Below are 22,935 nucleotides of genomic sequence, written 5' to 3'. Positions count from 1 at the left end.
GAAAAGGCGCCCGGGTCTCCACCCGGGCGCCTTTGCCGTATCTCAGGCCTTGGTGTTGGCCAGCTCCTTCTTGCGGTCCCTGGACGACTTCGCCAGGCTGGCCACCGTGGCTACGCCCAGCGTGCCCAGGATGATCAGCAGCGAGAGCCAGATCGGGATCTCCGGCGCCCAGTGCACCTCGTGGCCGCCGTTGATGAACGGCAGGCTGTTGGTGTGCAGCGCCTCGAGGAAGAGCTTCACGCCGATGAAGGCGAGCACGGCCGCGAGGCCGATGTTGAGGTAGACCAGCCGCTCCAGCAGGCCACCCAGCAGGAAGAACAGCTGCCGCAGGCCCATCAGCGCGAAGACGTTCGCGGTGAAGACCAGGTAGGGCTCCTTGGTGATGCCGAAGATCGCCGGGATGGAGTCGAGCGCGAAGAGCAGGTCCGTCGTGCCGATCGCGATCATCACGATCAGCATGGGCGTGAACAGGCGCTTGCCGGTCTCGGTGACCACGGTCATCTTGCCGCTCTCGAACGAGGACGAGAGCGGAAGGGCCTTCTTGGCCCAGCGGATGAGGATGTTCTCCTTGAAGTCCTCCTCGTCGTTCTCGCCCTCCTTGAGCAGGTTGATGGCGGTGTAGACGAGGAACGCGCCGAACAGGTAGAACACCCAGGAGAACTGCGAGATCAGGGCGGCGCCGGCGGCGATGAAGGCGCCCCGCATGAGCAACGCCAGCACGATGCCGATGAGCAGCACCTTCTGCTGGAACTTCCGCGGCACGGCGAAGCGCGCCATGATGATCACGAAGACGAAGAGATTGTCGACGCTCAGCGAATATTCGGTCAGCCAGCCGGTGTAGAACTCGGCGGCATAGCCACCACCGGCGGCGATCCACACCCCGACGCCGAAGAGAAGCGCGAGGGCGACGTAGAACGCGACCCATCCGCCGGACTCTTTCATCGAAGGTTCGTGAGGCCGGCGCCCGATGATCAGCAGATCAACGGCGAGGACGGCGACGAGAGCGACCAGGGTGACGGCCCACACCCAGGTGGAGACGTTCAACAGGAACCTCCGGCAGACACGGTCCGACGCTGCGCCCACCCAAGGATCCTGTGGGAGCAGCGACGTGCGACTGTCGGAGGTCTCTTCCGCCGCGCCCGCCCACCACTGCGGAACCTCGCGACCACCGGCCCCGGGCGCGCCCACGAGGGCGTTCCGTGCTGACGAGACCGGCGCGGGGGAATACTCCCCTCCTACGGCAGTCATTGTGACGCATACCCCGGCTCATTGGCAGGGCGGCCCGGCAAAGGGTGGTCAGCCTCTCGGCCAAACCACTCAATCAGGACAATTCCGGCTGGGTGCGTCGTTTCTCCCCGCGCGGACCCGTCGGCGTGCGTCCGCTACCGCAGCCGTGCGTCCGGCCCCCGTGCTGTGCGCCGCGCCCCGTGCCGCGCGTTGGGGCCCACCTTGCCGCGCGTCCGGCCTACTGCTGCCGTGCATCCGGCCCACCGCTGCGGTGCGGCCGGCCAACCCCTGCCCGGGCTTCCTAGGAGGCTAGCTCACTTGGGTCTGTGGCAGGCTGCGATCATGGTTCTCGAAGTCGCGCTGATCGACGTCCACCCCGGCGAGGAAGACGCCTTCGCCGCCGCCTACCAGGCCGGCCGTCCCATCCTGGCGGGCACGCCCGGCTGCCTCTCGGTGCGGATGACCCGCGGCGTCGAGTCGCCGTCCCGCTTCGTCCTGCTCGTCGAGTGGGAAAGCGTCGAGGCGCACCTCGAGAACTTCCGCGCGACCGACCGCTTCCACCAGTGGCGCGGCCACATCGGCAAGTTCTTCGCCACGCCGCCGCTGGTGGAGCACTTCCTCGACGTCCCCGACAAGGCCTGACCCTCGACCGGTACGAGAGCCGGCCCGCACCAGAGCACGGCACGGCAGCGACACCAAGGCGGGCTGGGCGCAAGGCCAGGTTGCCCTCGGCCGCTCGCAGGTCAGGTCACCCTCGGGCCAGCCGGAGGCCGGGGAGCGCTTGGACCAGTCCGAGGCGGGGTCGCGCTTGGGTCAGTCCGAGGCCGGGTCGCCCTTGGTCAGGCAATAGGTGGCGCCGGCGGGGTCGCGCAGGGTGGTCCAGTAAGGCCACTCGCCCACGAAGGTGGCGCCGAGTGACTCGTGCCAGGCGCGGCCGGCGGGGATGTCCGAGCAGGTGACGTCCAGGTGGGCCGAGGTGGGACGCTCGTCGTCGAGCCGCTGGATGAGGAAACGGATGGGGATCGGCGGCTCGGGCTGCAAGCGCCGGAACTCGGCCAGCTCGCCGGGGTCGAGGCGCCAGCCGGTGGCGATCTCCCAGAAGCGCACCTCGGCGTCGAACGCCGCCGGCGCCACGTCGACGCAGATCTGGTGGGGCCGGGTGGTCACGCCGCCGGGGCCGGTGAAAGGCTTCGGCCGTACGTGCTGACCGCGCCACCGCGCGACGCAGAACGGGAGCCCGCCCGGCGACCGCAACGTCACCCACTCGCCGTGATCCGTCACCAGGGAGGCGCCGGCCGTCAACACCCGTCCCGTGAACTCGGCCGGGTCGTCTACCCACAGGTCAGGATGGGTGCCGCCGTCCCCCGAGCGAACGCCCTGGATCTCGACCCAGTCGTCCCCCGCCGCCGTCAGCAGCCGCACGAAGCCGGGATCGCGCTGCGGCGCCGGCTCCGATCCCGTCACCTCGGCCCAGAACGAGACGGCGGCGTCGAGCGCCCCCATCGGCCGGTCCAGGAAGACATCCACCCAACGGATCACCACGCCACCTCATCCCGGTACGCACCGGGCGAGACGCCACACCGCCCGGCGCCCGATCGCGCCACCTGACAGCGACCCGATACCCATACGGCGCACGGGCAACCGCCCCACCAGCGCGCCGCGCTTCGCCCACAGCCGACCGGGCCCAAGGCAGGCACCGTCCACAGTCCGCCCGTCCCGAGCCACGGACACCGCCGGGCACGCCGGCCGCGAAGCCCGGGCACACCGCCGTCCCGAGCCACAGACACCGCCCGGCACGCCAGCCGCGAAGCCCGGGCACACCGCCGGCGGGCACGGGCGGCGGCGCGGCGTGATGGCTGAGTCTCAGAGCAGGGCCTGGTAGCGCGCCCGCTGTCCGCGGTGCTCGAACCCCAGCCGGCGGTAGGCGGCCGCCGCGCCCGGATTGTTGAGGTTGACGGTCAGCCAGGCGTGGTCACTGCCGCGCGCCCGCAGGCGGGTCAGCGCCTCGCTCACCAGGGCCGACCCGAGCCCGAGGCGGCGCGCCGCCGGGACGACGCCGACCTGCACGATCCAGTCGCGGGCCGCGACCACGAAACCGGCGTCGCCCACCGCCGGCAGCGTCGCCAGCAGCGAACAGTCCGGCAGGAAGTCCTCGTCGTCCTCGTGGTCCGCGATCCACACGTCGGCCGGATCGCCGGGAAAGCCCGGCCGCTCCCGGAACGCGGCGTCATAGACCGCGTGGAACCGCCGCGACACCTCCGCCGACCAGCTCACCGTGGTCGTCCCCGCGGGCCACCGAACGGCCGGCGCGGCCGCCGCCAGATCGATCCGCATGACGTCCTCGGCAAAGGCGCGCCGCAGCCCCCGCGACCTGAACAGCGCCTCCGCGTCCTCGGTCAGAGACTCGGTCTCCACTGTGATCAGCCGCTCGGCACCGCCGGCGAGTGCACCGCCGGCGAGTGCACCGACGCTCGGGGCCGGCGCGTGCGCCAAGGTCCTCGCCTCGGCCAGACCGCGATCGAGCAGGAGCGAGCCGATGCCCCGGCCACGGTGGGCGGGATCGACCAGGCCGGTGAAGGACGCCCCGCCGCGCGCCGGGCGAGCCGCGCCGGCCGCGATCAGACGGCCGTCGCCGTCGCGGTGGGCGAAGGCCACGACGCCCCGGCCGGTCCAGCGGCCGGCGAGGAAGCCTCGCTCGACGGCCAGCGGCAGGCCGCCGTCGGCGGTGAAGCAGCGCTCCGCCAGGGCGACCAGCTCGGGCGGCACGCCGGTGAGGCCGGTCCAGCCGGCGTGGTCGATCGCGGTCATCCCGGCAGCCTACGGAAGGCCGCCGGGACGGCTCGACCTGTTATTTCACGCCGGCGGCGTCCATGCCCCGGAGCTCCTTCTTGAGCTCGGCCATCTCGTCGCGGATGCGGGCGGCGAGCTCGAACTGGAGCTCACGCGCGGCGCCGAGCATCTGCTCGTTGAGGTCCTGGATGAGCTGGGCCAGCTCGGCGCGGGCCATGCCCTCGCGCGCCGGCGCGGCCGCCGCACCCCGGCCCTTGGAGCGGGTCTCGGGCACCGGTGCCTTGCCGCGCGAGATCTGCCGGCCGCCGCCGCCCACCATCGGGTTGACCGCCGCGTCGGTGTCCTCGGCCTCGCGGTAGATGTCGTCGAGGATGTCGTGGATCTTTTTGCGGAGCGCCTGGGGCTTGATGCCGTTGGCCTCGTTGTGCGCGATCTGCTTGGCGCGGCGGCGCTCGGTCTCCTCGATGGCGTCGCGCATCGACGGCGTCATCTTGTCGGCGTACATGTGGACCTCGCCGGAGACGTTACGGGCGGCACGGCCGATGGTCTGGATCAGCGACCGGCCGCTGCGCAGGAAGCCCTCCTTGTCGGCGTCGAGGATCGCGACCAGCGACACCTCGGGCAGGTCGAGACCCTCGCGGAGCAGGTTGATGCCGACGAGGACGTCGTAGTCGCCCTTGCGCAGCTCCTTGAGCAGCTCGACGCGGCGCAGCGTGTCGACCTCGGAGTGGAGGTAGCGCACGCGGATGCCGTTCTCGAGCAGGTAGTCGGTGAGGTCCTCGGCCATCTTCTTGGTCAGGGTCGTCACCAGGACCCGCTCGTCGCGCTCGGTCCGCAGCTTGATCTCGTGCATGAGGTCGTCGATCTGGCCCTTGGTCGGCTTGACCACGACCTGCGGGTCGACCAGGCCGGTGGGGCGGATGACCTGCTCGACGTATTCGCCCTGGGCCTGCTGCATCTCCCACGGGCCCGGCGTCGCGGAGAGGAACACCATCTGCCCGACCCGCTCGAGGAACTCGTCGAAGCGCAGCGGCCGGTTGTCGGCGGCGCTGGGCAGGCGGAAGCCGTGCTCGATGAGGATGCGCTTGCGGGAGGCGTCCCCCTCGTACATGCCGCCGATCTGAGGAATCGTCACGTGCGACTCGTCGATGATCGTGACGTAGTCGTCGGGGAAGTAGTCGAGCAGGGTGAACGAGGGCTCGCCGTAGGTGCGGCCGTCCATGTGCATCGAGTAGTTCTCGATGCCGTTGCAGAAGCCGACCTGGCGCATCATCTCGATGTCGTAGGTCGTGCGCATGCGCAACCGCTGGGCCTCGAGCAGCTTGCCCTGGCGCTCGAGCTCGGCGAGCCGCTCCTCGAGCTCGGCCTCGATGTCGCGGATCGCCCGCTCCATGCGCTCCGGGCCGGCCACGTAGTGGGTCGCCGGGAAGATGACCAACTCGTCGACCTCGCGCACCACGTCGCCGGTGAGCGGGTGCAGATAGTACAGCTTCTCCACCTCGTCGCCGAAGAGCTCGACGCGGATGGCGAGCTCCTCGTAGGCCGGGATGATCTCGAGCGTGTCGCCGCGGACCCGGAACGTGCCCCGCTGGAAGGCCATGTCGTTGCGCGCGTACTGGATGTCGACGAGCCGGCGCAGCAGCTGGTCACGGTCGATCTCGCCGCCGACCTTGACCTTGACGGCGCGCTCCGCGTATTCCTGCGGGGTGCCCAGGCCGTAGATGGCGCTGACGGTCGCGACGACCACCACGTCGCGCCGGGTGAGCAGCGACATGGTGGCCGAGTGGCGCAGCCGCTCGACCTCCTCGTTGACCGACGAGTCCTTTTCGATGTAGGTGTCGGTCTGGGCGATGTACGCCTCGGGCTGGTAGTAGTCGTAGTAGCTGACGAAGTATTCGACGGCGTTGTTGGGCAGCAGCTCGCGCAGCTCCTTGGCGAGCTGGGCGCAGAGCGTCTTGTTGGGGGCGAGCACCAGCGCGGGACGCTGCAACCGCTCGATCAGCCAGGCGGACGTGGCGCTCTTGCCTGTGCCCGTCGCGCCGAGCAGCACCGTGTGGCGGTCGCCGCGCCGGACCCGTCGCTCCAGCTCAGCGATGGCGGCCGGCTGGTCACCGGCCGGCTGGAATTCGCTGACGACCTCGAACCGGCCGTCGAGTCGCGGGATGTCGAGCACCATGGGGACAACCGTACGTCGGGGGTACGACAAGTTTCGGCGCACCGCTTCGGCCCTCCGCGAACCGTCGTGCGCAGGGTGCACATTCGGCCCCTCCCGGCGCCGTTGTCGGTGTTGCTTACGTCACTTAACCTGGTCGGGTAGGCCGCTCGCGGCGGCCGCCCGGGGCATCGAGAGGGATCACCACACGGTCCCCTCGCCCGGCCCGTGGTCGTTGCGCCCCGGTCGTACGGCGAGCGCACCCACGGCGGTCGCGCACAGCGCGGACCGGCCGCCGCGGGCGCCCTAATCTTTCCCGGCCCGCCAGTGCCGGACCTTCCCGGCCCAACAGCGCCTAACCTTCCCGGCCCAGACAGCGCCGGACCTTCCCGGCCCAGCCAGCGCCGGACCTTCCCGGCCCAGACAGCGCCGGACCTTCCCGGCCCCGGCGCCGCGTCTAGGACGGCTGCCAGCCCGTCGCCTCGGCCCACTCGTCGGCGGCGCGCGCCTCCTCGTCGAACCAGGGTTCCTTCGCCTCGCCGTACGTGTAGCGGTCCTTGTGCCGCAGCGACCACTCGGCCTTGGCCGCGGCGTATCCGTCGCGGGCCTCCGGGACGGCCCGCAGGTGATCGCGCATGAGCAGGGCGAACCGCCAGCCGGGCGAGCCGGCGACACGGACGTGCAGGTTGACCGGGCGGCCGGGGTCGGCGGACCCGTGCAGCCGCTTGGGCCAGGTCTGCCCGTGCAGGCCGCGGGCGTTGTCGACCCACTCCCCCGGCCGCCGCGGCAGGCCCGCGGCGCCGAGCGTGCCGGCGAGCTCGTCGGCCTCGTCGAGGGTGCGCACGGCCAGCATGAGGTCGATGACGTCCTTGGCCGGCAGGCCGGGCACGGCGGTCGAGCCGATGTGCGAGACGGTGACGCCGGGGTGGTCGCGCACGGCGTGCCGGATCCGCGCCATGATCCGCTCGGCGACGGCCGGCCACGCCGGGTCGGGGTCGGCGATGCGCAGGTCGCGCGGGGCCGGGGCCGAGGTGCCGGTGCGGACATTCCTCTCGTACGGCAGGAGCCGCCGCCGGTAGAGGCCGTCGACCTGGGCGTTGAGCTCGTCGAGCGTGCCGTCGTTGATCAACAGCACGTCGGCCGCGGCCCGGCGCCGGGCGTCGTCGGCCTGGGCGGCGATGCGGGCGGCGGCCTGCTCCTCGGTCATCCCGCGGGTCGCCACGAGCCGGCGCACGCGCGCGTCGCGGGCCGCCTCCACCACGACGACCAGGTGGAACGAGGGCGCCTGGCCGGTCTCGACGAGCAGCGGGATGTCGCTGACGACGACCGCCTCGGGCGCGGCGACCGCGTGCAGCCGCGCGGCGCTCTCCCGTACCCGTGGGTGAATGATCTTTTCGAGGCGGCGGCGGGCCTCGTCGTCGCCGAAGACCTTCGCGGCCAGGGCGGGACGGTCGAGCCGGCCCTCGGTGGTGAGCACGCCGGCGCCGAACGTCGCCACGATCTCGGCGAGCCCGGGGGTGCCCGGCTCCACCACCTCGCGGGCGAGTACGTCGGAATCGATGATGATCGCGCCGTGGCGCGCGAGGCGCCGGGCCACCGCGCTCTTGCCCGCGCCGATCCCGCCGGTCAGTCCCACCCTCAGCACGAGCCCAGTATCACCGCCGTGCAGAGACGGCGAAAGGCCGCCCCGACCGAAGTCGGGACGGCCTCGCGCTTGCTGCCTATCGGTTGGCCGCGGCCAAGGTCAGCTCTTGCCGCCGGCGAGCTTCTCGCGCAGAGCGGCGAGCGCCTCGTCGGTGGCCAGGGTGCCCGACGGCTCCTCGGACGCGCGCGCCGGGGCCGGCGAGCTCGACGAGGTGGACGACGAGGTGGTCGCGCCCGCGCCGGCCGGAGCCGGGTTGAGGGCGGCCTCGGCGTCGGCGTCGCGGGACGCCTGGACCTGCTTGGTGTGGGCCTCCCAGCGCTCGCGCGCCTCGGCGTACTGCTTCTCCCAGGCCTCGCGCTGCTTCTCGAAGCCCTCGAGCCACTCGCCCGTCTCGGGGTCGAAGCCCTCCGGGTAGATGTAGTTGCCCTCGGCGTCGTAGGTCGCCGCCATGCCGTAGAGGGTCGGGTCGAAGTGCTCCTCGCCCTCGACGAAGCCCTCGTTGGCCTGCTTGAGCGACAGCGAGATCCGGCGGCGCTCCAGGTCGATGTCGATGACCTTGACCAGGACGTCGGAGCCCACCTGGACGACCTGCTCGGGCAGCTCGACGTGCCGCTCGGCCAGCTCGGAGATGTGCACCAGGCCCTCGATGCCGTCGTCCACGCGGACGAACGCGCCGAACGGAACCAGCTTGGTGACCTTGCCCGGCACGATCTGGTTGATCGCGTGGGTCCGGGCGAACTGGCGCCACGGGTCCTCCTGCGTCGCCTTCAGCGACAGGGAGACGCGCTCGCGGTCCAGGTCGACGTCGAGCACCTCGACCTCGACCTCCTGGCCGACCTCGACGACCTCGGACGGGTGGTCGATGTGCTTCCAGGACAGCTCGGAGACGTGCACGAGGCCGTCCACGCCGCCCAGGTCGACGAAGGCGCCGAAGTTGACGATCGAGGAGACGACGCCCTTGCGGACCTGGCCCTTCTGCAGCTTGTTGAGGAACTCGGTGCGAACCTCGGACTGCGTCTGCTCGAGCCAGGCACGGCGGGACAGGACCACGTTGTTGCGGTTCTTGTCCAGCTCGATGATCTTGGCCTCGAGCTCGCGGCCCACGTAGGGCTGCAGGTCGCGGACGCGGCGCATCTCGACCAGGGAGGCCGGCAGGAAGCCACGGAGGCCGATGTCGAGGATGAGACCACCCTTGACGACCTCGATGACCGAGCCGCGGACGACGCCGTCGTCCTCCTTGATCTTCTCGATGGTGCCCCACGCGCGCTCGTACTGCGCACGCTTCTTCGAGAGGATCAGACGGCCTTCCTTGTCCTCCTTGGTGAGGACGAGGGCTTCGATGTGGTCACCGACCGACACCACTTCCGCGGGGTCCACGTCATGCTTGATCGACAACTCGCGCGAGGGGATGACGCCCTCGGTCTTGTAGCCGATGTCGAGCAGGACCTCGTCCCGATCGACCTTGACGACGGTGCCTTCGACAATGTCGCCGTCGTTGAAGTACTTGATGGTCTCGTCGATGGCGGCGAGGAAAGCTTCCTCAGAACCGAGATCGTCGACGGTGACCTTGTTGGCGCTCGAGGTGGCCTCGATGCTGCTCGTCATGTGGACAGTTGCTCCGAACGGATGGTTTCGTGGTGTCTCTCGCGCCCCGCGGAACTGCCGGCGGGCACGGCACGAACGAGCGAATCAGATCTGGGCGTGAAGCAGCAGATCCTTGCAGTCGATCATGTCGAGACCGACGACCACGGAACCTGCTCCCTGCCGAGGCACACGATCCGCGAGCGCATCGACTAGCTTACCGTGCGCATTACCACAGGTTGCAAGCCCTCCTGACGACCCAGGCACAATGTTGCGCCGAAACCCTCCAGCATGACCGTAATGTGCTGAATAGTGACGGCGGCGCGCCCTGCCGTACCGTTGCTTCGTGATCGAAAACTCCCCCCGGACCGTCTCGGACGACGAGAGCCGCCGCGCCAGCCGCGGCTGGTGGGACTCCGACGCCGACGAGTACCAGGCCGAGCACGGCTCCTTCCTGGGCGATCTCGACTTCGTCTGGTGCCCGGAGGGCCTGCGTGAGGCCGACGCGCGCCTGCTCAGCGACGTCCGCGGCAAGCGGGTCCTGGAGCTGGGAGCGGGGGCGGCGGCGGGCGCCCGGTGGCTGGAGGGGCGGGGCGCGGACCCGGTCGCGCTCGATCTCTCGGCGGGCATGTTGCGCCACGCGGTGGCCGCCGCGGGCCGGACGGGGGTGAGCGTGCCGCTCGTGCAAGCGGACGCGCTGGCGCTGCCGTTCGCGGACAGCGTATTCGACATCGTGTGCACGGCCTTCGGGGCGATCCCGTTCGTGGCGGACTCGGCGGCGGCGATGCGCGAGGTGGCGCGGGTGCTGCGGCCGGGCGGCAGCTGGGTCTTCTCGGTGACCCACCCGATGCGCTGGATCTTCTGGGACGAGCCGGACGAGACCGGGCTGATCGCCCGGAACTCCTACTTCGACCGTACGCCGTACGTCGAGCGCGACGAGGCGGGCACGGTGACCTACATCGAGCAGCACCGCACGATCGGCGACCGGGTCCGCGAGCTGGTCGGCGCCGGGTTCGTGCTGCGCGACATCGTGGAGCCGGAGTGGCCCGAGGGGCACGAGGAGACGTGGGGGCAGTGGAGCCCCCTGCGCGGGCGGCTGTTCCCGGGCACGGCGATCTTCGTGGCCGGGCTGCCCGTTTCCTGAGGGCCCGTTTTCCGAGGTCGGGCGCGGGTACCACGCGTACATGACCAAGGATCCGGAAAAGGGCGACAAGGTGACCTGGCGCAGCCACGGCGAGACGGTCCACGGCACGGTCGAACAGAAGATCACCAAGCGGACCGAGGCGGCCGGGCGCACTGTCGACGCCTCGCCCGACGAGCCGCAGTACAAGGTGAAGAGCGACAAGACCGGCCGCGAGGCGGTCCACAAGCCGGGGGCGCTGCACCGTGGCTGACGTCTACGCGGACTTCCGGTCGGCGGTGAACATGACCGCCGGCGAGCTGGAGAAGTGGCTGGGGACCGACGAGTCGAAGGACGTGGGCCAGAAGGCGTCCTCCGGCGCCGAGTCGGTCGGCCACGACTCCGGCCGCAAGATCGTCAAGATCCTCGGCAAGAAGAAGGGCGACCTGACGGACGCGGACGAGGAGCACATGCGCAAGGTCGTCGGCTACGTCCACCGGCACACGGCGCAGCGCCCCTCGGGCGACGTGTCCGAGACGAAGTGGCGCTACTCGCTGATGAACTGGGGCCACGACCCGCTGAAGAAGTAGCCCCGCCGGGCGGTCAGGCGGTCAGGCGGCCAGCGCTCCGGCGCCGAGCAGCCCGCCGAGCACGGCGAGGGCGGCCGGGACCATCCGGTAGTAGACCCACGTGCCGCGGCGGTCGCTGTCGACCAGGCCGGCCTCGCGCAGCACCTTGAGATGGTGCGAGATCGTCGGCCCGGTCAGGTGGAACGACCCGGTGAGGTCGCAGACGCACACCTCGCCGCCCCGGGCCGAGGCGATCATCGAGAGCAGCCGGAGGCGCACCGGATCACCCAACGCCTTGAACATGGGCGCGTACGCGTCCGCCCGCTCGGCATCGAGCGGTTCCCGCACCAGCGGCGCCGACCCGCCGAGGCGCAAGCTCGTCGTGTGGCTCGTCATGCGGCACACGCTTGCAAAGCCTCGCAACCACGTTCGGCCCTGATCACGTCACTGTGCGCGAGGGCCGGGTGGCGCCGTCTGCCTAGGGTGGCGGCATGGGCGGCAACTGGGGTGTGCGCGCGGCGGCGCGCGAGCTCGTCGAGGTGACGGCGATGTGGCTGGGCATGGGCGAGCCGGGCACCGACCCGGGCACCGGGCCGCAGGCGCCACCCGCGCCGCCTCGCCCGGGCGCCGCCTTCATGGTGGTGCAGACGCTGGCGGCGGTGGCGCTCGGCGCGCTGCTCGCGGGCGCCTGGGCGATCTTCTTCGAGCGGGACGTGCGGACGCTGTACCTGGCCGGCTATCTGCCGCTGCTCGTGCCGCTGGCGATCGGGGTCGCCCGCCGGCCGGCCGCGGCGGCCGTGCCGCTGGCGGCGGCCCTGCCCGTGGGCGCCCTCACGGTGGTGGCGCTGCGCGCCCTGCCCGCCGCCGGCGACGGCTTCTGGTGGTGGTTCCTCGCCTTCGCCGCCGGCGCGCTCACCGCGGGAGCGACCTTCGGCGCCGTCACCGCCCGCCGCACGACCGAGCCCACAGCGCCGAGCTGAACGCCCGACAGCGCGACCGAGCGCCCCGCGCCGGACTGAGCACCGGCACCACCACGACGCGACCGCACGGCCGCGCCGGACTGACGCCCGGCACACCCCACAGCGCGACCGCACGGCCGCGCCGGACTGACGCCCGGCACACCCCACAGCGCGGCTGAACGCACCGCGCCGCACTGAGCACCGGCACGGGGCGCCGCGGCCGAGCCCGCCGTGGGGCGCGGCCGGTGGGGGCGCCGGCCGCGCGGGGCTAGTGGTCGGCGCCGTTCCAGTCGCGGCCGGAGCCGACGGAGACCTCCAGCGGGACGGACAGCGGGTGGGCGTTGCCCATCTCGCGGCGGACCAGGGCCTCGAGGGGCTCGCGCTCGCCGGGGGCCACGTCGAAGACGAGCTCGTCGTGGACCTGGAGGAGCATGCGCGAGCGCAGGCCGGACTCCCGGATGGCGCGGTCGACGCGGAGCATGGCCACCTTGATGATGTCGGCGGCGGAGCCCTGGATGGGGGCGTTGAGGGCCATGCGCTCGGCCATCTCGCGGCGCTGGCGGTTGTCGCTGGACAGGTCGGGCAGGTAGCGGCGGCGGCCCAGGATGGTGGCGGTGTAGCCGTCCTGCACGGCGCGGCGGACGACGGCCTGGAGGTATTCGCGGACGCCGCCGAAGCGCTCGAAGTATTCGTCCATCAGGGCGCGGGCCTCGTCCACCGGGATGGTGAGCTGGTTGGACAGGCCGTAGGCGCTCAGACCGTACGCCAGGCCGTAGTTCATCGCCTTGATCTTGCGACGCTGGTCGGGGACCACCTCTTCGACGGGCACGTGGAAGACCGACGAGGCGGTCGCCGCGTGGAAGTCGAAGGCCGAGTTGAAGGCGGCGATCAGCGCCTCGTCCTCGGACAGGTGGGCCATGATGCGCATCTCGATCTGGCTGTAGTCGGCCGTCATGAGCGACTCGAAGCCCTCGCCCACCACGAACGCCCGGCGGATGCGCCGGCCCTCCTCGGTGCGGATCGGGATGTTCTGGAGGTTGGGGTCGGTGGACGACAGCCGGCCGGTCGCCGCGACGGTCTGGTTGAACGTGGTGTGGATGCGCCCGTCGTCGGAGACCGACTTGAGCAGGCCGTCGACCGTCGACTTGAGCTTGGCGACGTCGCGGTGGCGCAGCAGGTGCTCCAGCAGCGGGTCGCCGGTCTGGGCGAACAGGCTCTGCAGGGCGTCCGCGTCGGTCGTGTAGCCGGACTTGATCTTCTTGGTCTTGGGGAGTTTGCGCTCCTCGAAGAGGATCTGCTGGAGCTGCTTGGGCGAGCCGAGGTTGAACTCGCGGCCCACCACCTCGTGCGCGGCCTGCTGGGCCGCCTTGACCTCGGCGGCGAAGTGGGCCTCGAGCTCGGACAGATAGACCGTGTCGGCCGCGATGCCCAGGTGCTCCATCTCGCCGAGCACCTCGGACAGCGGCTGCTCGACCTCGGTCAGCAGGGTCTGCGACTCGCCGCCGTCGCGCGACAGCTCCTCGGTGAGCACGTCGGCCAGGTCGAGGGTGGCGCGGGCGCGCAGCATCACGCTCTCCTCGGCGCCGCCCTCGTCGCCCACCCCGGCGAGCAGGTCGAGCTGGCCGGTCTGCGGCTCCTCGACCCGCAGCTCGCGCTTGAGGTAGCGCAGGGCAAGGTCGTTCAGGTCGTACTGCCGCTGGTCGGGCTTGGCCAGGTAGGCGGCCAGGGCGGTGTCGACGCGGACGCCGGCCAGGCGCCAGCCGTGCGCCCGGACGGCGAGCGAGGCCGGCTTGGCGTCGTGCACGACCTTGGGACGGTCGGGGTCGGCGAGCCAGAGGGCGACGGCCTGCTCGTCGGGCTCGTCGAGCGCGGCCGGATCGAACCAGGCCGCCGGCCCGTCGCCGGTGGCGATGGCGATGCCGGTCAGCGCGCCCGTGCCGCGGCCGAACGTGCCGGTGAAGGCGACGCCCACGGGAGCCGCGGCCGCGTGCCGGGTGAGCCAGCCGGCGACCTCGCCCGCGCGCAGCACCCGGCCCTCGAGGTCGAAGCCGGACTCGGCCTCGGGCTCGACCGCCTCGAGATAGCTGTAGAGCCGCTCGCGCAGCACCCGGAACTCGAGCGCGTCGAAGACCTGGTGCACGGCCTCGCGGTCCCAGCCGTGCCAGCGCACGTCCTCGGGGCGCACCGGCAGCTCGAGGTCCTTGCGCAAGGCGTTGAGCTCGTAGTTGAGCATCACCGAGGACAGGTGGGCGCGCAGGTTGTCGCCGGCCTTGCCCTTGATCTTGTCGGCGTTGGCGACGACGCCCTCGATGCCGCCGTACTCGGTGATCCACTTGGCCGCCGTCTTGGGCCCGACGCCGGGGACACCGATCAGGTTGTCGCTGCTCTCGCCGACCAGGGCGGCCTTGTCGCGGTAGAGGTGCGGCGGCACGAGCTGCTTCTCCTCGACCAGCGCGGGGGTCATCCGCCAGACCTCGGAGACGCCGCGGCTCGGGTAGAGGACCGTGATGTGCTCGTCGACCAGCTGGAGGGCGTCGCGGTCGCCGGAGGAGATGAGCACCTCCATGCCGGCGTCGCGGGCCTGGCAGGCGAGGGTGGCGATGACGTCGTCGGCCTCGAAGCCGGGTTTCTCGACGTAGGGGATGCGCAGCGCGTCGAGGATCTCCTTGACCAGGCTGACCTGGCCCTGGAACTCGGGCGGCGTCGCCGAGCGGCCGGCCTTGTACTCCGGGTATCTCTCGGTGCGGAAGGAGACGCGCGAGACGTCGAAGGCGACCACGATGTGCGTCGGCTTCTCGTCGCGCAACATGTTGATCAGCATCGAGGTGAAACCGAAGACCGCGTTCGTGTGCTGCCCGGTCTGGGTGCTGAAGTTTTCCTTGGGCAGCGCGTGGAAGGCCCGGTAGGCCAGCGAGTGGCCGTCGAGCAGCAGCAAACGGGGGGTCTGGGCGTCTTCGCTCACGTCCAGGAACTCTAGTCGTGGGGTCTGACATTGTTGCGTCGCAGTACGGCGAAGCCGTCTAAATGTCTCTGCCAGAAACCCGGACCACCCCGCCTGCTTAGAGCACCTTGCTCAGAAATGCCCTGGTTCGCTCGTGCTGCGGATTCGCGATGACCTCGCGCGGCGCGCCCTGCTCCACGACGACACCGCCGTCCATGAAGATCAGCTTGTCGCCGACCTCGCGGGCGAAGCCGATCTCGTGGGTCACGACGACCATGGTCATGCCGTCGCGGGCGAGATCCTTCATCACGTCGAGGACCTCACCGACCAGCTCCGGGTCGAGCGCGCTGGTCGGCTCGTCGAAGAGCATCAGCTTGGGCCGCATCGCCAGGGCCCGGGCGATCGCGACGCGCTGCTGCTGGCCGCCGGACAGCTGGCCGGGGTACGACTCCGTCTTGGCGCCGAGCCCGACCCGGTCCAGCAGGGCGACCGCTCTGTCCCGTACGTCAGCCTTGCTCTCTCTTTTGACCCGGCACGGCGCCTCCATGACGTTCTGCAGAACCGTCATGTGCGGGAACAGGTTGAAGCGCTGGAACACCATGCCGATCGAGCGGCGCTGCTTGGCCACGTCGCGCTCGCCGAGCTCGTGCAGCTTGCCGCCGCGCTCGCGGTAGCCCATCAGGTCGCCGTCCACGAAGATCCGGCCGGCGTTGATCTTTTCGAGGTGGTTGACGCAGCGCAGGAACGTCGACTTGCCCGAGCCGGACGGGCCGAGCACGCAGCAGACCTCGCCGGCCCTCACCTCGAGGTCGATGCCCTTGAGCACCTCGAGCGAGCCGAACGACTTGTGCACGTTCTCGGCGCGCACCATCACGTCGCTCATGTGCCCTCCCCGGTGGTGGTGATCCGGCCGCCCTGCTCGACCTCGATGTCGCGCAGCCGCTGTCTCGCCCGGCCCGTGGCGCCGTACCCCTTGCCGTAGTGCCGCTCCAGGAAGAACTGGCCGATCATCAGGACGGTGCAGATGATCAGATACCAGATCAGGGCGGCGACGAGCACGGGGAACACCACGAAGGTACGCGCGGAGACCGCGTTCAGCTGGAACCACAGCTCGCCCGCGACCGGGACGTACGCCACCAGCGACGTGTCCTTGACCATGGCGATGGTCTCGTTGCCGGTCGGCGGCACGATCACCCGCATGGCTTGCGGCAGGACGATGCGCCGCAGCACCTGGAAGCGGGACATGCCGAGCGCGACCGCCGCCTCGGTCTGCCCTTGATCGACCGACTGCAGGCCGGCCCGGACGATCTCAGCCATGTACGCGGCCTCGGACAGGCCCAGCGCGAGCATGCCGGCGACGAAGCCGGCCAGCAGGTCGACCGCGCGGATGCTGTAGAACTGCCCGTTGAAGTTGTCGATGCCGAACAGGTCGCCGATCTGCTTGTCGAACGGCAGGCCGAAGCCGACCCGGCTCCACAGGATGTTCAGGTTGCCGAACAGGATCGCCAGCACCAGGCGCGGCACCGCCCGGAAGAACCAGGTGTAGAGGAACGCCACGGACGACAGGATCCGGTTGGGCGACAACCGCATGACCGCGAGGATCACGCCGAGCCCGATGCCGATCGCCATCGACGTGATGGTCAGCAGGATGGTGCCGCGCAGGCCCTCGAGAACGGGCCCGGTGAACATGACGCCGCGCTTGCCGTCCTCGTAGGACAGGAAGATGAACGACCAGCGGAAGTTGTCGTTCGTCACCAGCAGGTGCACGAACATCGCGGCGAGCACCGCGAGGATCGCGATCGTCACCCAGCGCCCGGGGTGCCGGACGGGCACGGCCTTGATCGGTTCAGGCCGTGCCCGTTCGGTGGTGGTCTGGTCGCTCATGTGAGGCGGATCAGACCGACGGGTTCACTTCGGCGGTGGTGACGGCGCCCGCGGTGACGCCCCACTTGTCGAGGATCTGCTTGTAGGTGCCGTCCGCGATCAGGGCCTTCACCGCCTCGGCGATGACGTTCGCGAACTCGGTCTGGTCCTTGGCCACCGCGTAGCCGTACGGCGCCGAGTCGTAGATGTCGCCGACCAGCTCGAGCGTGCCGTTGGTCTGCTTCACCGCGTACGCCACGATCGGGGAGTCGGCCAGCATGGCCTCGTCCTTGCCGGTGTTGACGGCGTTCGTCGCGTCCGACTGCTTCTGGTACTGGTCGATCGTGATCTTGGCCTTGCCGGCGTCGGTGCACTTCTTGGAGCGGGCGGTCAGGTCGTCGACCTGCACCGTCGCGGTCTGCACGGCGATCTTCTTGCCGCAGACGTCGTCCGGGTTGATCGTGGCGCCCTTCTTGGCGGCCCACTGGGTGCCGGCCGAGAAGTACGACACCATGTTGACCTCCTTCAGCCGCTTGTCGTTGATCGTGAAGGAGGAGACGCCGACGGTGTACTTGTCGCTGTTGACGCCCGGGATGATGCTGTCGAACGTCGCCGACTGCCACTCGGTCGTCAGGTTGAGCTTCTGCGCGACCGCGTTGAACAGGTCGACGTCGAAGCCGATCACCGTCTTGCCGTCGCTGTCGAGGAACTCGTTCGGCGCGTACGACGAGTCGGTGCCGATGACCAGCTTGCCCGCGGACTTGATGTCGGCCGGGACCTTGTCGGCGAGCGCGGTGTCGGCGGAGGCGCTCGGCGCCGGGGCGCCGCTCGACCCGGAGTCGTCGGACTCCGAGCCGCACGCGCCCATCGACAACGTCAGCGCCGCCGCTGCGGCCAGGCCGAGGATCGCCCGGCGGCCGGGGGAGGTGCGGAACATGATGTCTCCTAGTTGTCCAAAGGGGGGTTACGCGACGCCGAGGTAGGCGTCCTTGACCGCCGGGTCGGTCAGGAGGTCGGTCCCCGTGCCCTCCTTGACGATCCGCCCGGTCTCCAAGACGTACGCGCGGTGCGCGCGCGACAGGGCCTGCTGCGCGTTTTGCTCCACCAGCAGCACCGTGGTGCCCTGCTGGTTGATCTCGACGATGATGTCGAAGATCTGCTGGATGAGCATCGGCGCGAGACCCATCGACGGCTCGTCGAGCAGCAGCAGCTTGGGCCGGCTCATCAGCGCGCGCCCCACGGCGAGCATCTGCTGCTCGCCGCCGGACAGCGTGCCGCCGGCCTGCCTCTCCCGCTCCTTGAGGCGCGGGAACAGGTCGAACGCCCGCTGGAGATCCTCGTCGATCTCCGACCGGAGCTTGCGCGTGTACGCGCCCATCTCCAGGTTCTCGCGGACCGTCATGCCCGGGAAGATGCCGCGGCCCTCCGGCGACTGCGACACGCCACGGACGACCCGCAGGTCGGCCCGCATCTTCGTGATGTCGTCACCGTCGAAACGGATCTTGCCCTTGCCCACCGGGCGCAAACCCGAGATGGCGCGCATCGTCGTCGACTTGCCGGCGCCGTTCGCGCCGATCAGCGCGACGATCTCGCCCTCGCCGACGGTCAGGCTGATGCCGTGCAGGGCCTCGATGCGCCCGTACGCCACCGTCACGTTGTCCAGCTCAAGCAGCATCGGTGGGCACCCCCAGGTAGGCGGCGATGACCGCCGGATTTTCCCGCACCTCGGCGGGCGTCCCCTCGGCGATCTTCTTGCCGAACTCCAGCACGACGATCCGGTCGGTGACGCCCATGACCAGGCGCATGTCGTGCTCGATCAGGAGCACGGTGACCCCGGTGTCGCGGATCTTGCGGATCAGCTCGAGCAGCGATTCCTTCTCGGCCGGGTTGAAGCCGGCGGCCGGCTCGTCGAGGCAGAGCAGGCCGGGCTCGGTGGCCAGCGCCCGCGCGATCTCCAGCCGGCGCTGCTCGCCGTACGCGAGGCTGCGGGCCAGCTCGCCGGCGCGGTGCTCGATGCCGACCAGCTTGAGCAGCTCGACCGCCTTCTCGCGCGCCGCCCGCTCCTCCAGCGTGTGCCGCGACAGACCGAAGATCCTCTGCCCGGTACGGCGGACCTGCTGCACCAGCCGGCCGACGCCGCTCTTGGCGTCGATGGCGACGAGCTCGTGCTCCTTGACCCGCACCCGCCAGGTGCGAAACAGCGCGCCGACCACACTGGTCTTGTGCCGGGCGTCCGCGCCGACCTGCACGTTCTCGAGCGCCGTCATCTCCGGGAACAACCGGATGTTCTGGAACGTGCGCGCGATGCCGAGCCGGGTGATCTTGTGCCGCTGCTGGCCCACGAGGGCCTTGCCACGGAACCGGATCGCGCCGCTGGTCGGCTTGACCACGCCGGTCACCGCGTTGAAGCAGGTCGTCTTGCCGGCGCCGTTCGGGCCGATCAGGCCGAGGATCTCGCCCTCCTTGACGACGAAGTCCACGCCGTCCAGGGCCGTCACGCCGCCGAAGCGGATCGTGACGTTGTCGACCTCGAGCAGGTTGTCGCGCTCACTCACCGACGGCACCTTCCTTAGCCCGGTCCTCCAGCTCGACCTTGCGACGGCGGCTGGGCAGCAGACCCTGCGGCCGGAAGATCGTCATGACGATCAGCGCGACGCCGAAGATCAGCAGCCGGTAGTCCGCGAACTCGCGGAACCGCTCCGGCAGGTACGCCAGCAGGATCGCGCCGAGCGCGACACCCAGCTGGTTGCCCGCACCGCCGATGACCACCGCGGCCACCCACAGGATCGACGTGAACAGGTCGAAGCCCTGCGCGTTGATGAACGTCTGCTTGCTGAAGAACAGCGCACCCGACAGGCCGCCCAGCGCGGCACCGATCGCGAACGCCCACAGCTTGTACTTGAACGTCGGCACGCCCATCACCTCGGCGGCGTCCTCGTCCTCGCGGATCGCCAGCCACGAACGGCCCACCCGGCTGCGCTCCAGCCGCCGCACGCCCAGCATGCAGATGAAGACCAGGGTCAGCGCCAGCCAGTAGAAGCCGATGACGTTGGAGACGCTGAAGATCGGCCGCCCGGCGGTGATGCCCGGGAACCAGTCCATCCACTCCGGCCACGTGCCCTCCGAGGGCACCGGCACGCCGGTGATGCCCCGGTTGCCGTTCGTGATGTCGGAGTTGAGGGCGAACACCCGGATGATCTCACCGAAGCCCAGCGTCACGATGGCGAGATAGTCGCCCCGCAGCCGCAGCGTCGGCCAGCCGAGGATCACACCCGACACCATGGTCACCGCGATCGCGATCGGGACGCACACCACCCACGGGTACTGGATCACGACGGGCGAGTTGGGCGAGCCGAGGATGGCCACCGTGTAGGCGCCGACCGCGTAGAAGCCGATGTAGCCCAGGTCGAGCAGGCCCGCGAGCCCGATCACGACGTTGAGGCCGACCGCCACCAGCACGTACACCGCGCACAGGAACAGCACCGAGGTGAAGTCCGTGTCCGGCGTCTTGATCAGCGGGATCTCGAGGCCCGGCAGCGCGTACAGGAAGATGACGAAGGCGAACAGAACAGAGATCCGCCAGCCGTACGGCAGGTTGGCCCAGCGGTCCCGCAGGCCGGTCACCGCACGGACCCGGCTCTCGTCGGCCTTCCGCGCGGAATCGATAACCGCCATCATGCCCGCGCCCTCCCCAGCGACTCACCCAACAGACCCGTCGGGCGGAACAGCAACACGACCACGAGCATCACGAAGGCGACGACGTCCATCCACTCGTTGCCGAACACACCGGCGCCGTAGTTCTCCACCACGCCCAGCAGCAGGCCGCCCAGCAGGGCACCGCGCAGGTTGCCGATGCCGCCCAGCACCGCCGCGGTGAACGCCTTGATACCGATCAGGAAGCCCACCGAGTACGTCGTCAGGCCGACCTTGATGTCGTAGAGCACCGACGCCGCGCCCGCCATCATGCCGCCCAGCACGAAGATCAGCATGATGACACGGTCCTTGTTGACACCCATCAGCGCCGCCACGTCCGGGTTCTGTGCCACGGCACGCACGCCCCGGCCCAGCCGGGTGCGGTTGATGAAGATGTCCAGGCCGGCGAGCATCGCGAGCGCGCTCAGGATGATGCCGATCTGCAGGTTGGTGATGTCGGCGCCGAAGATCGTGAACTGCACCTTCGGCTGGACGAGACTCGGCATGCCCCGCGGCTGCCGGTCGGTGATGGCACCCACCAGCTCGAACAGCGCCACCGAGGCGCCGATCGCGCTGATCAGGAAGATCAGGCTGGGCGCGTTACGCTTGCGCAGCGGCCGGTAGGCCACACGCTCCACGATCAGCGCCGTACCGCCCGACGCCGCGCCGGCGGCCACGATCGCCAGCGCGATCAGTCCCAGCACCCCGAAGGTGCCCGGAGCCGACGCCCCCACACCGAAGCCCAGGCCGGCCCAGACGATCGTGGTAACGAACGTGCCGATCATGAACACTTCGGAATGAGCGAAGTTGATCAGGCGCAGGACGCCGTAGACCAACGTGTAACCGAGAGCGACCAGGGCATAGATGGCGCCCTGCGTCAGTCCCGTCACGGTGAGCGACATGAAGTTGTCGCCCAGGAATTCAAAGTTCAACGCGACTCCAGCACAGGAAAGTCATACAGGACGTGCGGCCGGGAGACAGAGCTCCCGACCGCACGTTTCGCAGCTCAAACAACCCGCGAGAACGGACCCTTCGAGGTCAGCTCTTCGGCGCCTCCTGGTCGGCCACGATCTTGCCGCCCTGCACCTTGTACGCCCAGATCGCCACCGCGGACGGGTCGATCTCGCCGTTCTCCTGGAACTTGAAGCTCGTGGTCACACCCTGCCCGGTGTAGCCGTCGACGAACGTCTCCAGCTTCTCCCGGGTCGAGTTGCCCGCCTTGATGCCCTGCAGCAGGATGTTCGCCGCGTCGAACGCCTCAGCGCTGTACGTGCCCGCCTCACGGCCGGTCGCCGCCTTGTAGTCGGCCGCGAACGTGCCGCCCGCCTTCTCCGGCGGAACACACGGGCAGGTCAGGATCGCGCCCTCGGCGTTGGCAGCACCGGCGCCGTCCACGAACGCCTGGTCCTTCACACCGTCGCCGGCGACGAACTTCGCCTTGCCGCCCGCGTCACGGTACTGCTTCAGGAACGGAGCCGCCTCGCGGTAGTAACCGCCCCAGAAGATCGAGTCGGCGCCCGAGCTGTTGATCTGGGTGACCAGCGCGCCGAAGTCGGTCTGCTGCTCCTTGACGACCGCCGACGACGTCACGACCGAGCCCAGCGTCTGCTTCACCTGGTCGGCGAGGCCCTTGCCGTACTCCGACGCGTCGTCCACCACGAAGGCCTTCTGGACCTTCATGACGTCCTTCATGTACAGCGCCAGGCCGGGACCCTGCGAAGCGTCGTTGCCCAGAGCGCGGTGGAACGTCTTGTCACCCTGAGCCGCCAGCGCCGGGTTGGTCGCCGACGGCGTGATGATGACGACGCCCTCCTTGCTCAGGATCGGGTTGGCCACCTTGGACTCACCCGAGAACGCCGGGCCGACCACGCCGAGGACCTTGGCGTCCTGGACGATCGACGTCGCGAGACCCGAGGCCTGCGCCGGGTCACCCGCCGAGTCCTTCTCGACCAGCTCGACCTTGCAGTCGGCGTTGGCCTTGTTGTATTGGTCGACGGCGAGCTTCGCGCCGTCGCGGATGTTGATACCTAGCTGGGCGTTACCGCCGGTCAGCGCGCCGAAGAACGCGATCTTGCTGCCGCAGGCAGCCGCGTCCGTCGAGCCACTGCCGCCCTCGTCATCGCTGGCACATGCCGCCGCGCCCACGAGAAGGCCGACCATGGCCACGCCGCCGATGGCTCGTGCGAGAGACTGCCTCAAGGTTGGAACCCTCCTCCATACCGAACCCACCGAGCCACTGGCGGCCGATTGGCACTTGCGTACCTACGCAACCACGCCGTGCCCCGTTATGGGCCGGGACGCTATCCCAGGTTCCCTGCCTGCCAAAAGACTTCGATCGGGCTTTCATCGAACCGTTACGTCTCGTGACGCCTCGGTCGGCAGAGGTGTTACAACC

General features: G+C 70.0%; 21 protein-coding genes. 5 read left to right on the top strand and 16 right to left on the bottom strand.

Annotated features, from left to right (window positions below):
- Positions 1 to 42 precede the first annotated feature (42 nt).
- Positions 43 to 1,044 carry a TerC family protein gene (locus Ade02nite_RS39380; RefSeq protein WP_203775122.1) on the bottom strand — a complete coding sequence of 334 codons (1,002 nt, stop codon included), beginning with the start codon at positions 1,042 to 1,044 and terminating at the stop codon, positions 43 to 45.
- A 525-nt stretch (positions 1,045 to 1,569) separates the two neighbouring features.
- Between Ade02nite_RS39380 and Ade02nite_RS39375 the strand changes: the two genes are divergently transcribed.
- Positions 1,570 to 1,869: an antibiotic biosynthesis monooxygenase family protein gene (locus tag Ade02nite_RS39375; protein WP_203775121.1), complete on the top strand. Its 300-nt coding sequence runs from the start codon at positions 1,570 to 1,572 to the stop codon at positions 1,867 to 1,869.
- Between the two features lie 171 nt (positions 1,870 to 2,040).
- Here the strand turns inward: Ade02nite_RS39375 and Ade02nite_RS39370 are convergent, their stop codons facing one another.
- From Ade02nite_RS39370 to rpsA, 5 genes are all read right to left on the bottom strand, one after another.
- Positions 2,041 to 2,766 carry a VOC family protein gene (locus tag Ade02nite_RS39370; RefSeq protein WP_203775119.1) on the bottom strand — a complete coding sequence of 242 codons (726 nt, stop codon included), beginning with the start codon at positions 2,764 to 2,766 and terminating at the stop codon, positions 2,041 to 2,043.
- Positions 2,767 to 3,090: 324 nt separating this feature from the next.
- A complete protein-coding gene (locus tag Ade02nite_RS39365) occupies positions 3,091 to 4,035 on the bottom strand; it encodes a GNAT family N-acetyltransferase (RefSeq protein WP_203775117.1) in 945 nt (314 codons plus the stop codon).
- A gap of 40 nt (positions 4,036 to 4,075) precedes the next feature.
- Positions 4,076 to 6,193 (bottom strand): excinuclease ABC subunit UvrB, encoded by a 2,118-nt coding sequence (gene uvrB / locus Ade02nite_RS39360; protein WP_203775115.1) that lies wholly within the window; start codon positions 6,191 to 6,193, stop codon positions 4,076 to 4,078.
- Positions 6,194 to 6,626: 433 nt separating this feature from the next.
- Positions 6,627 to 7,814: a dephospho-CoA kinase gene (coaE, locus tag Ade02nite_RS39355; protein ID WP_203775113.1), complete on the bottom strand. Its 1,188-nt coding sequence runs from the start codon at positions 7,812 to 7,814 to the stop codon at positions 6,627 to 6,629.
- Between the two features lie 99 nt (positions 7,815 to 7,913).
- Complete coding sequence (gene rpsA / locus Ade02nite_RS39350) at positions 7,914 to 9,419, bottom strand: 30S ribosomal protein S1 (protein ID WP_203775111.1); 1,506 nt, start codon at positions 9,417 to 9,419, stop codon at positions 7,914 to 7,916.
- Positions 9,420 to 9,741: 322 nt separating this feature from the next.
- Between rpsA and Ade02nite_RS39345 the strand changes: the two genes are divergently transcribed.
- Genes Ade02nite_RS39345 through Ade02nite_RS39335 form a run of 3 tightly spaced genes read left to right on the top strand, consistent with a single transcriptional unit; the run spans position 9,742 to position 11,105 of the window.
- Positions 9,742 to 10,539: a class I SAM-dependent methyltransferase gene (locus Ade02nite_RS39345; RefSeq protein ID WP_203775109.1), complete on the top strand. Its 798-nt coding sequence runs from the start codon at positions 9,742 to 9,744 to the stop codon at positions 10,537 to 10,539.
- A gap of 40 nt (positions 10,540 to 10,579) precedes the next feature.
- Positions 10,580 to 10,789, top strand: coding sequence for a hypervirulence associated TUDOR domain-containing protein (locus tag Ade02nite_RS39340; protein ID WP_203775107.1), 210 nt, complete (start codon positions 10,580 to 10,582; stop codon positions 10,787 to 10,789).
- Positions 10,782 to 11,105 carry a DUF3140 domain-containing protein gene (locus tag Ade02nite_RS39335; RefSeq protein ID WP_203775105.1) on the top strand — a complete coding sequence of 108 codons (324 nt, stop codon included), beginning with the start codon at positions 10,782 to 10,784 and terminating at the stop codon, positions 11,103 to 11,105. The genes Ade02nite_RS39340 and Ade02nite_RS39335 overlap by 8 nt, the downstream gene beginning before the upstream one ends.
- Before the next feature lie 21 nt (positions 11,106 to 11,126).
- On the opposite strand, the gene Ade02nite_RS39330 is transcribed toward Ade02nite_RS39335, so the two are convergent.
- On the bottom strand, positions 11,127 to 11,480 hold the full coding sequence (locus Ade02nite_RS39330; RefSeq protein ID WP_239169373.1) for an ArsR/SmtB family transcription factor: 354 nt from the start codon (positions 11,478 to 11,480) through the stop codon (positions 11,127 to 11,129).
- Between the two features lie 95 nt (positions 11,481 to 11,575).
- On the opposite strand from Ade02nite_RS39330, the gene Ade02nite_RS39325 reads away from it, so the two are divergent.
- Positions 11,576 to 12,064: a hypothetical protein gene (locus Ade02nite_RS39325; RefSeq protein WP_203775103.1), complete on the top strand. Its 489-nt coding sequence runs from the start codon at positions 11,576 to 11,578 to the stop codon at positions 12,062 to 12,064.
- A 247-nt stretch (positions 12,065 to 12,311) separates the two neighbouring features.
- Here Ade02nite_RS39325 and polA read toward each other — a convergent pair whose 3' ends face one another.
- From polA to Ade02nite_RS39280, 9 genes are all read right to left on the bottom strand, one after another.
- Positions 12,312 to 15,005 carry a DNA polymerase I gene (gene polA, locus Ade02nite_RS39320; protein ID WP_203775101.1) on the bottom strand — a complete coding sequence of 898 codons (2,694 nt, stop codon included), beginning with the start codon at positions 15,003 to 15,005 and terminating at the stop codon, positions 12,312 to 12,314.
- A 97-nt stretch (positions 15,006 to 15,102) separates the two neighbouring features.
- Complete coding sequence (locus tag Ade02nite_RS39315; RefSeq protein ID WP_275409983.1) at positions 15,103 to 15,867, bottom strand: amino acid ABC transporter ATP-binding protein; 765 nt, start codon at positions 15,865 to 15,867, stop codon at positions 15,103 to 15,105.
- Positions 15,864 to 16,868, bottom strand: coding sequence for an amino acid ABC transporter permease (locus tag Ade02nite_RS39310; RefSeq protein WP_203775099.1), 1,005 nt, complete (start codon positions 16,866 to 16,868; stop codon positions 15,864 to 15,866). Before Ade02nite_RS39310 ends, Ade02nite_RS39315 begins: the two co-directional genes overlap by 4 nt.
- 10 nt (positions 16,869 to 16,878) lie before the next feature.
- Entirely contained in the window at positions 16,879 to 17,784 is a 906-nt protein-coding gene (locus tag Ade02nite_RS39305; protein ID WP_203775097.1) for an ABC transporter substrate-binding protein, read from the bottom strand.
- 27 nt (positions 17,785 to 17,811) lie between these two features.
- Positions 17,812 to 18,522, bottom strand: a complete 711-nt coding sequence (locus Ade02nite_RS39300; RefSeq protein ID WP_203775095.1) for an ABC transporter ATP-binding protein — start codon at positions 18,520 to 18,522, stop codon at positions 17,812 to 17,814.
- Entirely contained in the window at positions 18,512 to 19,402 is an 891-nt protein-coding gene (locus tag Ade02nite_RS39295; RefSeq protein ID WP_203775094.1) for an ABC transporter ATP-binding protein, read from the bottom strand. The genes Ade02nite_RS39300 and Ade02nite_RS39295 overlap by 11 nt, the downstream gene beginning before the upstream one ends.
- Complete coding sequence (locus tag Ade02nite_RS39290; RefSeq protein WP_379037038.1) at positions 19,395 to 20,522, bottom strand: branched-chain amino acid ABC transporter permease; 1,128 nt, start codon at positions 20,520 to 20,522, stop codon at positions 19,395 to 19,397. Before Ade02nite_RS39290 ends, Ade02nite_RS39295 begins: the two co-directional genes overlap by 8 nt.
- Positions 20,522 to 21,472 carry a branched-chain amino acid ABC transporter permease gene (locus Ade02nite_RS39285; RefSeq protein WP_379037026.1) on the bottom strand — a complete coding sequence of 317 codons (951 nt, stop codon included), beginning with the start codon at positions 21,470 to 21,472 and terminating at the stop codon, positions 20,522 to 20,524. The genes Ade02nite_RS39290 and Ade02nite_RS39285 overlap by 1 nt, the downstream gene beginning before the upstream one ends.
- Before the next feature lie 106 nt (positions 21,473 to 21,578).
- On the bottom strand, positions 21,579 to 22,739 hold the full coding sequence (locus Ade02nite_RS39280) for a branched-chain amino acid ABC transporter substrate-binding protein (RefSeq protein WP_203775090.1): 1,161 nt from the start codon (positions 22,737 to 22,739) through the stop codon (positions 21,579 to 21,581).
- Positions 22,740 to 22,935 lie beyond the last annotated feature (196 nt).

The organism is Paractinoplanes deccanensis, from assembly GCF_016862115.1.
Taxonomy (GTDB): Bacteria; Actinomycetota; Actinomycetes; order Mycobacteriales; family Micromonosporaceae; genus Actinoplanes; species Actinoplanes deccanensis.
Note: the sequence above shows the minus strand (reverse complement) of the source record. Positions and strands in the feature narration are given on the sequence as shown.